At 56.0% G+C, this 13,606-nt stretch carries 10 protein-coding genes; all 10 read left to right on the top strand.

All coding sequences use genetic code 11. The features are described from left to right. Position 1: 1 nt before the first annotated feature. The 10 genes from purM (at position 2) to ACLGL1_RS07470 (ending at position 13,507) form a co-directional block, all read left to right on the top strand. Complete coding sequence (gene purM / locus ACLGL1_RS07515) at positions 2-1,039, top strand: phosphoribosylformylglycinamidine cyclo-ligase (RefSeq protein ID WP_411008081.1); 1,038 nt, start codon at positions 2-4, stop codon at positions 1,037-1,039. Then, positions 1,036-1,647: a phosphoribosylglycinamide formyltransferase gene (gene purN, locus ACLGL1_RS07510; protein WP_411008080.1), complete on the top strand. Its 612-nt coding sequence runs from the start codon at positions 1,036-1,038 to the stop codon at positions 1,645-1,647. Before purM ends, purN begins: the two co-directional genes overlap by 4 nt. Positions 1,648-1,661: 14 nt before the next feature. Beyond that, complete coding sequence (purH, locus tag ACLGL1_RS07505; RefSeq protein ID WP_411008079.1) at positions 1,662-3,191, top strand: bifunctional phosphoribosylaminoimidazolecarboxamide formyltransferase/IMP cyclohydrolase; 1,530 nt, start codon at positions 1,662-1,664, stop codon at positions 3,189-3,191. Between the two features lie 14 nt (positions 3,192-3,205). Then, on the top strand, positions 3,206-4,483 hold the full coding sequence (gene purD, locus ACLGL1_RS07500) for a phosphoribosylamine--glycine ligase (RefSeq protein ID WP_411008078.1): 1,278 nt from the start codon (positions 3,206-3,208) through the stop codon (positions 4,481-4,483). 1 nt (position 4,484) lies between these two features. After that, complete coding sequence (locus ACLGL1_RS07495; RefSeq protein WP_411008077.1) at positions 4,485-8,195, top strand: phosphoribosylformylglycinamidine synthase; 3,711 nt, start codon at positions 4,485-4,487, stop codon at positions 8,193-8,195. A 173-nt stretch (positions 8,196-8,368) separates the two neighbouring features. Beyond that, on the top strand, positions 8,369-8,827 hold the full coding sequence (locus ACLGL1_RS07490; protein WP_411008105.1) for an ACT domain-containing protein: 459 nt from the start codon (positions 8,369-8,371) through the stop codon (positions 8,825-8,827). 14 nt (positions 8,828-8,841) lie between these two features. Further along, on the top strand, positions 8,842-10,140 hold the full coding sequence (locus ACLGL1_RS07485) for a homoserine dehydrogenase (RefSeq protein WP_411008076.1): 1,299 nt from the start codon (positions 8,842-8,844) through the stop codon (positions 10,138-10,140). Continuing rightward, complete coding sequence (thrB, locus tag ACLGL1_RS07480; protein ID WP_411008075.1) at positions 10,137-11,069, top strand: homoserine kinase; 933 nt, start codon at positions 10,137-10,139, stop codon at positions 11,067-11,069. The genes ACLGL1_RS07485 and thrB overlap by 4 nt, the downstream gene beginning before the upstream one ends. After that, positions 11,060-12,313, top strand: a complete 1,254-nt coding sequence (locus ACLGL1_RS07475; RefSeq protein ID WP_411008074.1) for an aspartate kinase — start codon at positions 11,060-11,062, stop codon at positions 12,311-12,313. Before thrB ends, ACLGL1_RS07475 begins: the two co-directional genes overlap by 10 nt. A 123-nt stretch (positions 12,314-12,436) precedes the next feature. Beyond that, positions 12,437-13,507, top strand: a complete 1,071-nt coding sequence (locus tag ACLGL1_RS07470; RefSeq protein WP_411008073.1) for a hypothetical protein — start codon at positions 12,437-12,439, stop codon at positions 13,505-13,507. Positions 13,508-13,606 lie beyond the last annotated feature (99 nt).

Raw genomic sequence — 13,606 nt, 5'->3', positions numbered from 1 at the left:
TATGAAGAAAACCATGACCTACCGCGATGCGGGTGTAGACATCAATAAAGGGAATGAAGCGGTTGATAAGATTAAGCCCCTGGTGGCCCGGACCAAACGCCCTGAAGTCCTCGGTGGCCTAGGCGGCTTCGGGGGCCTTTTCCAAGTCCCCCAGGGCTATGAAAACCCGGTCCTGGTCAGCGGGACCGATGGCATTGGGACCAAGTTAAAAGTAGCCTTTATGTGTGGTAAGCACGACACCATCGGTATTGATGCGGTGGCTATGTGCGTGAATGATATTTTAGTGGCGGGGGCGGAACCCCTCTTTTTCTTAGACTATGTGGCCGTTGGCCAGCTAGACCCTGACCAACTGGCCGAAGTGGTGGCCGGCATTGCCGAAGGCTGTGTCCAGGCTGGTTGTGCCTTAATCGGCGGTGAAACAGCTGAAATGCCTGGCTTTTACCAGACCGGTGAATATGATGTCGCCGGTTTCTCCGTTGGGATTGTTGAAAAAGAGGCCCTCTTAGACGGGAGCGCTGTCAAAGAAGGGGACCTGATCCTGGGCCTGCCCTCTACAGGCCTCCACTCCAATGGCTACTCTCTGGCCCGGAAAATTGCCTTTGACCGGGCCGGCAAAACAGCCGAAGACTATATTGAACCCCTGGGGGAAACCCTGGGTGAGGCCCTCCTGCGGCCAACCCGGATTTATATCAAGGATGTCCTCCCCATCTTAAAGGACCAGCCTGGCGTCATTCACGCCATGGCCCATATTACCGGGGGCGGCTTGGTCGAAAATGTGCCCCGGGTCCTGCCGGAAGGCCTATCTGCAGAAATTAAGGTGGACGCCTGGCCCCGCCTGCCCATCTTTGACTGGTTGGCAGCAGAGGGCCAAGTGCCCGAAGACGATATGTGGCGGACCTTTAACATGGGCATTGGCCTGGCAGTGGTCGTAGCTGCTGAAGAAGCCGCCCAAGTCAAGGCTGACTTTGACGGTCGTGGGGTTCGCTACTATGAAATCGGTCGGGTGGTAGCCGGTGACCAAAGCGTGGTGCTCGTGTGAGCGGGCTCAACCTGGTGGTTTTGGCCTCCGGCCGGGGGTCTAATTTCAAGGCCATCCAAGACCATATCGACAGAGGAGACCTGGCTGCCAAGATCCAGCTGGTCTTATCCGACCATGCAGATGCCCCGGCCCTAGACCTGGCGCGGGCGGCGGGTATTCCCCAGGCGGCCCTGGTCGCAGCCGATTACCCGGACCGGGTCCGGTTTGACCTGGCCCTTTTAGAAAAAATCAAGGCCGTTCCCTGTGACTTAATTGTCCTGGCCGGCTATATGCGGGTCCTCAGCCAGACTTTTATTCAAGAGGCCCCCGCACCTATTATTAATATTCACCCGTCTCTTTTACCCGCCTTTCCCGGCCTCCACGCCCAAAGACAGGCGGTCGAATATGGGGTAAAGGTCAGCGGCTGTACGGTCCACCTGGTCAACGATATCTTAGATGGTGGCGCCATTATTGCCCAACGGGTTGTCCCGGTCCTGCCGGGAGACGATGAAGACCGCCTGGCGGCCCGCATTTTACCGGAAGAACACCGGCTCTACAGTGAGGTCATTGGTAAAATTGCCAGCGGCCAGATAAAAATTAAGGATCAATCAGTAACTATACTGGATTAGAAAGGGGTTATTTCATGTCCTATGCACTTCTCTCCGTATCGGATAAGACCAACCTGGTGCCCTTTGCCAAGGGGCTCATCCGCAATGGCTTTTCCTTGCTCTCTACCGGTGGAACCTACCGGACCCTACTTGAAGCAGGCCTTGAAGTCAAGGCTGTAGAGGATGTCACCGGCTTTCCGGAAATGCTTGATGGGCGTGTCAAAACCCTTCATCCGGTTATCCATGCTGGGATCCTGGCTAAAGAAACGCCGGAGCATTTTGCAGAAATCACCCGCCAGCACATCCAGGCCATTGATATGGTGGTGGTCAACCTCTATCCCTTCCGGGAAACCATCGCCAAGCCGGATGTTTCCCTAGAAGAGGCCATTGAAAATATTGATATCGGTGGCCCGACTATGCTCCGGGCCGCGGCTAAAAACCATGAGCGGGTTACCGTTGTCGTTGACCCCCGCCAGTATAAACCTATTTTAGAGGCCCTCCAGGCCCACGGAGAAGTGCCCCTGGATATGCGGCAAAAACTGGCCCTGGCGGCCTTCCAGCATACCGCTGTGTACGATAGTAGCATTTCCGCCTTCCTCAGCCAGGCCTTTGGCGAAGGGGCATTTCCGGAAGAATTTGCCCTTGGCGGTCAGCGGAAGATGACCCTCCGTTATGGGGAAAACCCCCACCAAGAGGCAGCCTTTTATGTGGCTGACCCCAAGCCGGGATCCATAGCCAATGCCAAGCAGCACCAGGGCAAGGCCCTCTCTTATAACAACATCGTTGACCTGGATGCCGCCTGGCAGCTGGTCAATGAATTTGCCGATACTGCTGCCTGTGCCATTATTAAGCACACTAACCCCTGTGGCCTGGCCACCGGCAGCGGGGTTCAGGAGGCCTATAGCCGGGCCCTGGCGGCTGATCCGGTTTCAGCCTACGGGGGTATCATCGCCTTTAACCAGGCTGTCGATGGTCCAACAGCGCAGCAGGTTACAGAAACCTTTATGGAGGCCGTCATTGCCCCTTCCTTTACCGAAGAGGCCTTGGAAGCCTTCAAAGTGAAAGACAAGTTACGCTTACTGGAAACCGGCGTAGCCAAGGCTGACGCCGCCCAGTGGGTCGAACGGGTTGGCGGCGGCTTCCTGGTCCAGTCCCGGGATGTCCAGCCCATCAATCCGGCGGACTTCAAGTGCGTCACTAAGACAAAACCGACAGAGGCCCAGATGCAGGACCTGCTCTTTGCCTGGAAGGCCGTTAAACACGTCAAGAGCAATGCCATCGTCGTGGCCAAGGATGGCCAGACCCTAGGCATTGGCGCGGGACAAATGAACCGGGTCGGCTCTTGCAAAATCGCCTTTACAGAAGCCGGCAGCGAAGCCCAGGGGGCTGTCCTGGCCAGCGATGCCTTCTTCCCCTTCAGGGATAGCATCGATGAGGCGGCCAAGGCAGGTATTGTGGCAGTTATCCAACCGGGTGGGTCCATCCGGGACGAAGAGTCTATTGCAGCCTGTGATGAGGCCGGGATTGCCATGATCTTTACCGGCGTCCGTCATTTCAGACATTAATGAGGAGGTAGACAATGAAGGTATTGGTCATTGGCTCCGGAGGTCGGGAGCATGCCCTGGTTTGGAAACTGGCCCAGAGTGACCGGGTAACAGATATCTATGTGGCCCCCGGCAATGCCGGTATGACGGCCCTGGCCACCTGCCTGCCTATCCAGGTCGAGCAGGTTGATGACCTGGTCCGGCTTGCCCGGGAAAAAGAAATTGACCTGACGGTGGTTGGGCCGGAAAAGCCCCTTACCATGGGGATTGTAGATGCCTTTGAGGCCGCCGGCCTGGCCTGTTTTGGCCCCAGTCAGGCCGCTGCCCGCTTAGAGGGGAGCAAGGCTTTTTCCAAGGCATTGATGAAAAAGTACCAGATCCCTACGGCTAAGTTCGATGTCTTTACGGACCTGGCCGCCGCCCAGGCCTATGTCAAGGCCCTTAATGGCCCCTGTGTCGTTAAGGCTGACGGCCTGGCCGCCGGCAAGGGCGTTATCATCTGCCCGGATACAGCCACTGCCCTGGCTGCCCTGGAAGACATGCTGGCCGACAAGGCCTTCGGCGAGGCCGGCCAACGGGTCCTGGTTGAAGAATTTTTAGAAGGCCAGGAGGTTAGCGTCCTTGCCTTTGCCGATGGTAAGCAGGTCATTCCTATGGTGTCCGCTCAAGACCATAAGCGGATTTTCGATAGGGATAAAGGCCCCAATACCGGCGGTATGGGGGCCTATTCACCGGCACCTATTTATACAGAAGCCCTGGCGGAAGAGGTTTTAAAAACCATTATCAAACCGACCATTGCGGCTATGGCTGCAGAAGGCTGCCCCTTTAAGGGGGTCCTTTACACCGGCCTCATGCTGACTAAGGATGGTCCCAAGGTCCTGGAATACAATGCCCGCTTTGGTGACCCGGAAACCCAGCCGGTCCTTATGCGGTTGGCGAGCGATATCACTGAACCCCTCCTGGCCTCTATTGAAGGCCGGTTGGACCAGGTGACCCTCAGCTGGCACGATGAAGCAGCGGTATGCGTGGTCTTAGCGGCCAAGGATTACCCGGCTTCCCCCCGCAAGGGAGACGAAATCCGGGGGATTCCGGAAGCCGAAGCCCATGGGGCAGTGGTTTTCCACGCCGGGACCCGCTTAGATGGTCAGAACCGCCTGTTAACAGCCGGGGGCCGGGTCCTCGGGGTGACCGCCCTGGGGCCGGATATCCGGTCTGCCATGGAGCAGGCCTATAAGGCGGTGGCCTATATTGACTTTGATGGCATGCAATACCGCCATGATATCGGCATGAAGGCATTAGAATTGGAGGACTAGGATGAGCCAACTCAAACGCTACTTTGTTGAACGCCGAGAAGGCTTTCGCGACGGGGCCCTAGGCCTGTGTGAAACCCTCAAACGGGACTTAAATATCCCCCGGCTGCAAGCCCTTCGCCAGTTTGTCCGTTATGATTTAGAAACCCTGCCTGAGGCCTACCAGGCAGAGGTTAAGGAAACCATCTTAAGCGAACCCTTTACAGACCTTGTTTACGAGGACCAGTTGCCAGCTGATCCAGCAGGCGACTTTACCCTGGCGGTAGAAGCCCTGCCCGGTCAGTATGACCAGCGGGCAGACTCCTGTGCCCAGTGCGTAGCCCTGGTTACCGGGGACCGACCTGAAGTAAAAACCGCCATGGTCTATATTTTTTACGGAGACCTCACTGAAGCCGACCGCGCGGCCATCAGGGACTACCTCATCAACCCGGTGGAAGCCCGGGAGGCAGCCCTGGCCAAACCGGACCGGCTTGAAGCCCATATTCCGGCTATCCAGCCGGTGGAGGAAGTCAACGGCTTTAACGACCTGGCTGAGGCGGACCTGCCGGCCTTTATTGACCGCTGGGGCCTGGCCATGGACGCAGCTGACCTGGCCTTTATGCAGACCTATTTCAGAGAAGAAGGCCGCAACCCGACTGAAACCGAGCTTCGGGTCATCGATACCTATTGGTCAGACCACTGCCGGCATACGACCTTTAACACCCGGCTGACGGATATTGATATTCAACGCCCGGATGTCCAGGCCGCCTATACCAGCTACCGGGCCATGCGGAAGGACGTCTATGGCGACAAGGAAGCCGCCCGTCCCGTCACCCTGATGGATATGGGCACCCTGGCCAGCAAGTACCTGAAAAAGCACCAGCTGGTCCAGCACCTGGATGAAAGTGAAGAAATCAATGCCTGCTCCGTCAAAATAAATGTAGAAACCGACCGAGGCACTGAGCCCTGGTTGTATATGTTTAAAAATGAAACCCATAACCACCCGACGGAAATTGAACCCTTCGGTGGGGCAGCCACCTGCCTGGGGGGCGCTATCCGGGATCCCCTGAGTGGCCGGAGCTATGTCTACCAAAGCCTGCGCTTAACCGGGGCAGCCGACCCCCGCAAGCCCCTGGCCGATACCCTGCCGGGCAAGCTCCCCCAGAGTCGGATTTGCCGGCTCGCAGCCGATGGATTTTCCTCTTATGGCAACCAGATCGGCCTGGCAACAGGCCTGGTGGACGAGGTCTACCACCCGGGCTATGAAGCCAAACGGATGGAGGTAGGGGCAGTCGTTGCGGCAGCCCCGGCTGACCAAGTGGTCCGGAAGGTGCCGGAACCGGGCAATATCGTCGTCCTCATCGGCGGCCGGACCGGCCGCGATGGGTGCGGCGGTGCGACCGGGTCCTCTAAGACCCATACCGAGGAATCCCTGGAAACCTCCGGTGCAGAGGTCCAAAAGGGGAACCCTGTTGAAGAACGTAAAATCCAGCGCCTCTTCCGCCAACCGGAAGTGGCCCGGGCCATTTTGCGTTGCAATGACTTCGGCGCCGGTGGCGTTTCTGTGGCCATTGGTGAACTGGCCGACGACGGGGTCCACGTCAACCTGGACGCCGTCCCTAAAAAATACGAGGGCCTTAATGGCACAGAGCTGGCTATTTCCGAATCCCAGGAACGGATGGCCTGTGTCATTGACCGGGCTGACTGGCCCATGTTTGAAAAGGCCTGCCAGGCGGAAAACCTGGAGGCTACCATTGTCGCTGAAATTACAGCTGACCCCCGGCTCGTTTTAGAATGGCGGGGAGATAAGATTGTCGACCTGTCCAGGGCCTTTGTTGACTCAGCCGGTGCTCCGAAGGAAATGACCGTCCGGGTGGCCCCCCTGGCCGACCGGGCCCAGGCAGTCCAGCCCTTGGCGGACCAGATTCGGCAGCTGGCCGAGGACCTGAATACCTGTGGTAAAATTGGCCTCACTGAACAATTTGACGCCAGCATAGGAGCCGGGACCGTCCTCTTCCCCCTCGGGGGCAAGCACCAGCTGACCCCCATCCAGACCATGGCCGGGAAAATTCCGGTCCTCCGGGGGACTACTGATACCACCAGCCTCTTTGCCTATGGCTTTGACCCCTATGCCATGAGCGCCGACCCCTACCAGGGGGCCTATGAGGCCGTGGTAGAGGCGGTGACCAAGGTCATCGCCGCCGGGACAACGAACAGGAACATTTACCTCTCCCTCCAGGAGTACTTCCACAGTCTGAAAAATGACCCCGACCGTTGGGGCCAGCCCTTCCAGGCCGTTCTCGGTGCCCTGATGGCCCAGTATGATATGAGCGTACCGGCCATCGGCGGTAAGGACTCCATGAGTGGGAGCTTTGAAGACTTGGATGTGCCGCCGACCCTGGTGGCCTTTGCCACGGCCATCAGTGACGCCAACCGGGTCATTAGCCCTGAGTTCAAGGCCCCGGGCCATGACCTGGCCATTTTCACCCTTCCCCGCAAAGAGGGGCGGATTGACCGGGAGGCCTTCCGGGATGCCTGGGCTGCTTATGAAGAGGCTGTGGCCGACGGCAGTATTGTAGCTGCCTGGGCCATCAGCCGGGGTGGCGCCGCTGAAGGGCTCTTTAAGATGGCCCTGGGCAATGGCCTCGGCCTAAGCCTAACGGCAGAAGGGCAGGACCTGGCTAAGGCTGCCGCTGTTGGCAGCATCATCGTTGAACTGGCCAAGCCCTTCGACCGGGCCCAGGTCATCGGTCAGACCATCGCAGACTTTGCCATCCAGCTGCCGGAGGCCTCCCTGCCCCTAGCCGGCCTTTGTGCTGACTGGCAGGAGACCCTCGCAGCGGTTTACCCGATTCACGCCAAGCAGTCCGGGGAAGCGCCGGTTTTACAGGCACCGACTCGGCCTTTGCTCAAGCGGAAGATTCCAGCCCTAGCCAAGCCCCGGGCCATTGTCCCGGTCTTCCCGGGTACCAACTGTGAATATGACACCGCTCGAGCCCTGATTCGGGCCGGGGCAGAGGTAGAGACGGTAGTCGTTGCCAACTTGACCCAGGCCCTCCTGGAAGATGCTGTCAAGCGGATGGAAGCCGCCATCCGCCAGGCCCAAATGCTGGTCTTCCCCGGCGGCTTCTCCTTTGGGGATGAGCCCGATGGCAGCGGCAAGTACATCGCTGCCTTCTTCCGCGAAGCCCGGCTGACCGAGGCCCTGGACCGGTTCTTAAATGACCAGGATGGCCTCTTATTGGGCATTTGCAATGGCTTCCAGGCCCTGGTCAAGTTAGGCCTCCTGCCCCATGGTAAGATTACCCCGGCAGCAGATAACGACTGCACCCTGACCTTTAATGCCATTGGCCGCCACCAGAGCCGGTATGTCCATACCCGGATAGTCTCCAACCAATCCCCCTGGCTCCAGGGGGTGGGACCAGGCGATGTCCATGCCATTCCCATTTCCCATGGGGAAGGCCGCTTCATGGCCAACCCGGCCCGGCTGGAGGCCCTGGTCCAAAATGGCCAGGTGGTCAGCCAGTACTGCGATGCCCAGGGCCTGCCGCAAATGGATATTGCCTATAACCCCAATGGGAGCAGTTACGCCATTGAAGGGCTCATGTCCGCCGATGGGCGGATTCTGGGTAAGATGGGCCATAGCGAGCGGATTGGTGCCCATATTGCCAAAAATATTCCGGGCGCAAAAGATCAGCGCATCTTTGAAAGTGGCGTCCGCTACTTTACAGAATAAGCACAAGGGCTGGTAAGAAAGGTCGGTTTTCTGACCTTTCTTTTTTGCTATATGCCTATCTGATGGACTTTTTTCATAAAAATGCACCTAGGCAGTTGACAAGTCCCCGACAAATAGATACCATCTATTTGCCACGGAAAGAAATCCATATCAGGTAGACTGAGAGGAAGCATATTATGAAAGAAAATTTATCAAACAAACGGTATATTGTAGATGAGCGTATCTTACCGGAAGCCATTTTAAAGACGGCCCAAACCAAAGAATTGCTGGCCAAGTACCCGGTCTTAACCATCAATGAAGCCGTTAAGCAGGTAGGCATTAGCCGCAGCGCCTTTTACAAGTATCGGGATGGGATTTTCCCTTTTTATGAAGCCATTAAAGAACGGATTATCACCCTGCAGATTAATCTAGAAAACCATACCGGGGTACTATCCGCTTGCTTAAATGTCCTGGCCCAAAGTGGGGCCAGCGTACTAACCATTAACCAAGGGATTCCGACCCAGGGAATTGCCCGGGTGACCATCAGTTTTGAGTCTGAAGACGGGGTCATCCACCTGGAAGACCTGCTGGAGGCCCTGTATGCAGTGGACCGGGTCTTAAGCGTTGAGCTGGTCGGACAAAATAATTTATAGTGAGGACGGGTTATATGAAAACGATTCAAGTGGCCCTTTTGGGTTTTGGGACAGTTGGCAGTGGCACATTCGAAGTGATCATGGAGCGCCAAAGAGAGCAGTTTGCCCATAAGGTAGGTGCCAACCTGCTGGTGAAAACCGTCTTGGTCCGCCACCCGGATAAGTATCGGGATCAGATTCCGGGCCATGTCCAACTGACCGATGATATTGATCAGATTTTAGCTGATGAGGACATTGATATCGTTGTTGAACTCATCGGTGGCCTTGAGCCGGCCAAAACATATATTTTAAAAGCCCTGGCTGCCGGCAAGAGTGTCGTCAGCGCCAATAAGGACTTAATCGCTGTGGCCGGCCGGGAAATTTACGCTGCGGCCGCCAAGGCCGGTAAGGACTTTATGTTTGAAGCGGCAGCCATGGGGGCCATTCCCATTGTCCACCCCTTAATGGAAGGTCTTTCCGCCAACCATATTGAGGAAATCGTTGGGATTATGAATGGGACCACCAACTATATCCTGTCTAAAATGGCGGAAGAGGGCTGGAGCTATGACCAGGCCCTGGCGGAAGCAACCCGCTTGGGATATGCAGAAGCCGATCCGACCGCCGATATAGAAGGCCTGGATGCCGGCCGGAAGGTGGCCATCCTGGCCAACTTAGCCTTCCATTGCCCGGCGGTCTTTGATGACGTTTATATTGAGGGCATTACCAAAGTAACCTCGGTAGATATTGCTTATGCAGCCCGCTTTGGTTATGTCATCAAGCTCCTGGGCATTGCCAACAAGCAGGCTGAGGGCGTTGCCCTCCGGGTCTACCCGGCCTTAATTGATAAACGCCACCCCCTGGCCAGCGTCAATGACAGCTTTAATGCTGCCTTTGTGCGTGGCGATGCGGTCGATGAAGCCATGTTTTATGGTCGGGGTGCCGGCAAATTGCCGACGGCCAGTGCTGTCGTTGGGGACATCATTGATATCTCCAGAAATATCGTCTGCGGCTGTGAAGGGCGGCTAGGGGATAATACCTATGAAGCCTGCCGCTTTCTCCCCATTGATGAAGTGGAAAATCCCTTCTTTGTCCGCCTAACCGTCAAGGATAGCAGTGGCGTTTTAGCCCAGATTGGTCAAGCCTTCGGTGATGCCGATGTGAGCATTGCCCAAGTGGTCCAGGAAACCCTGACTGCCCATGACCTGGCCGACCTGGTCATCATTACCCACAGCGTGAAAGAACGCAATTTCCGTCAAGCCTTGGCCGCTATCTGTAACATCGGTGTGGTAGAAAAAGTGGAGAGCGTCATCCGCGTCTATGGTGATATTCGATGAGGGGGCCCTTTCACCTGCGGATCCCCGGTACCAGTGCCAACCTAGGCCCCGGCTTTGATGCTGCGGGCCTGGCCCTGGGCCTATACAATGAAGTCATGGTGACGCCTACACCTTCAGCAGAAATCATCGTAGAGGTTTCAGGGGAGGGGGGCGGCCAGGTAGACCCCCATCATAACCTCATCGTCGACGCCTATCGCCGGACCTTTGCCCGGCTCCACAAGGCGGTGCCCGGTGTCCGGATGGCATGTATCAACCGCATTCCCTTTGCCCGGGGCATTGGGTCCAGTTCGGCAGCCATTGTGGCCGGGATTGCTGCCGCCCATATGGTGAGCGGCCAGCCCCTGTCTACCCGGGAGGCCATCAGCTTGGCAACGGCCATGGACGGTCATCCGGATAACGTTTTGCCGGCTATTTTAGGGGGCATCTGCCTGGGCTGCCAAGACAGGCATGCCCGGGTCTACTGGCATAAGATTGCACCGCCGGAAGGTCTGCAAGCGACGCTCCTTATCCCCGACTATGCCCTGGCCACCGCCAAGGCCCGCCAGGTTATGCCCGACAGCTACTCCCGGGCAGACGCCGTCTATAACCTGAGCCATTACGGCCTGGCGGTAGCCGCCTTTATGAGCGGCAAGCTGGACCTGCTCAAGGAAGCCCTAAAAGACCGGATGCACGAGCCCTACCGGCTCCCCCTGATGCCCGGCATGGCTGAATTGCGGGAAATGGCCCTGGAAGCCGGCGCCTTAGCGGCTCCGGTCAGCGGTGCCGGTAGTACGGTCCTGGTCTTATCCGACCAAGCGATAGATACGGCGCCCCTCATCGAATGGGCAGCCAGTCAAGATATTTCCCTACGCACCTTAGCCTTGCCAATCGTGGCCCAAGGGGTGCATTTGATAGATGACAAGGAAACGGAGATGGTAGTATGGCCCTAATTATTCAAAAATATGGAGGGACCTCAGTCAAAGACACAGACCGGATTAAATCTGTTGCCGAGCATGTGGCTCAAACCGCTGAAGCCGGTAATGACCTGATAGTTGTGGTTTCAGCGCCGGCCGGCTTTACAGATGACCTAACCGGGCGGGCCGCCCGCATTTCAGCAGACCCCTCTCCGCGTGAAATGGACATGCTCCTCTCCACCGGGGAGCAAATTTCTATTGCCCTCCTGGCCATGGCCCTTCAGGAATTGGGCCATGACGCCATATCTTTAACAGGCGGCCAGATGCGGATCTTTACCGACCGGTCCCATACCAAGGCCCGGATCCAGTACATTGACCTAGACCGGGTCAAAGACGAACTGGGAGCCGGCCGGATCATTATTGTGGCCGGCTTTCAGGGCCGGACCCAGGAGCATGAAATCACCACCCTGGGCCGGGGCGGGTCAGATACGACTGCTGTCGCTATTGCAGCAGCTCTGTCAGCCGACCTATGCGAAATTTACACCGATGTCGACGGCATCTACACCGCTGACCCCCGGGTGGTGAAAAACCCGTCTAAACTCAGCAAAATATCCTACGATGAGATGCTTGAACTGGCCAGCCTTGGCGCGAAAGTCCTACACCCGCGCTCTGTCGAAATGGCAAAAACCCATGACGTTCCCCTGGCCGTCCGTTCCAGCTATGAAACAGAAAAAGGAGGGACTTTGGTTGTGAAGAAAGAGGCCTTAGAAAAAGAATATCCCGTTACCGGGATTGCCTGTGACCAAAATACAGCAGAAATTATCATTTATGGCGTGGACGACCGTCCGGGTATCGCTGCGGATATCTTTACTGCCCTGGCTGATGAAAATGTCAATGTAGACCTCATCATCCAGAGTGGCGTGCAAAATGCCAAAAATGACATTGCCTTTACCGTCCCTAAAAATGAGCTGAAAAAGACCCGGCGGATCATTAACAGCCTCAAAGACCAAGTCATGTATGAATCGGTATCTTTCGATGACAAGGTGATGAAAATCTCCGCCGTCGGTTCCGGGATGGTAACCGGCCGGGGCATTGCCGCCAGCATGTTCCGGGTTTTTTACGAAAACGGCGTCAACATTGACATGATCGGCACCTCGGAAATTAAAATTTCCTGCATTATCCGCGATGAAGAAGGCCTGAAAGAAAAGCTCATGCAGGCCCTTCATGATGAATTTGGCTTGGATGGCATCGGTGAGAATGATGCCAGCATTGAAGAATAAGGAAAGGGTCCCGCAGGGACCTTTTTTTGTAAATAAAGATGGAAATTCAGTCGACTTTTAAGACGGACGCTTCAAATAATGCTATACTGTCAACAAGGATTGTTGTGCAGGAAGGTGAAAAAAATGTGGAAAGACTGGATGAAAGAAAATAAGCAGCTGCTGATCATTTGCGCTGTTGTCACCGTGCTGGTCACAGCCGGTGTTTTTGTCATACTGAATCCGGGCGGTACTCGCGATATTCCCGAGGCCAAAAGCCAGGCTGCGGATATGCCCCGCTTTGAAACGGTCCGGGGCAAGGCCGGGAGCGTTTTACGGCTGAAGGCCGTCCCCTTTAAGTCTGACCAGGCCTTTATCAATCCGGACTACTCTAACTTTGGTTTATTGGACAGCAAGCACTTATATATTTATGATGACGCCAACCTCTTCATTTATAAAAACCAGGGTCAGGAGAAGGAACCGGCCTGGCGTCTGGCGGAAGACTTCTTAACCAAGGGGTCCTGGCAGTCCCCTAGTACCATTACCAATGTCAGCGGTAAGGCCCCCTTTCTTTTAATCGAAACCTTTGATGAGGCCAATGCTACATTCCTGATTAAGAAGGACCTTTCCAATGTTCCGGTGGCCTCCCAGCGGGTCCTTGAAAAGGCCGTCCTCATGGACCACACCCGCCAGGGCCTGTCCTTTGCCTCGAACACAGCCGTACGGCGCTTTACCCTCGATGAAGGCGGCCTTGTCAGTCAAATAGAACCCCTTCAACTGGAGGGCATCCAAACCGACCAGACCAAGGGTCCGGTCTTTGTCCGCGATATCGTGACCGGTTACTATGACGAGAAAAAGGGCATCCACCTGGTGGCCAAGGCCGATAAAAAAATCTGGGTCTTTAGCTATAAGCCCGATGGCAGCCTAACCCAGCAGACCTCCATGTCTCTGGAAAAATTCGGCGAGCCCAAGAGTATCACCCCTGTCCAAGGGGGCGTTGTCCTGGCGGCCAGCAGTGGCCTGACCATTATCCGGGATGATGGGGCCGTGGATGTCTTTGACGCCAAAAAACTAATCGAACGGGATAGCGCCCGGATGCCGGCCTATGTGGTCGGCTTTGATATGGACAAGTCCGTTCCCTATATTTGCCTGGCGGCCAAGATTTCTGACCGGAGTCCGACCCAATTTTACATTGCCCAAGTGGATTTGACCCTGTAAAAGCTCATAGCAAGGCCCCAACTAAGCCGATTTAAAGAAAAAGTTTAATGAAACTAAACTTTTTCTTTAAATCGGCTTGACATTCAAAAAATAAGGTGC

It is taken from the genome of Peptococcus simiae, from assembly GCF_046569735.1.
In the GTDB taxonomy this organism is placed as follows: domain Bacteria; phylum Bacillota; class Peptococcia; order Peptococcales; family Peptococcaceae; genus Peptococcus; species Peptococcus simiae_A.
Note: the sequence above shows the minus strand (reverse complement) of the source record. Positions and strands in the feature narration are given on the sequence as shown.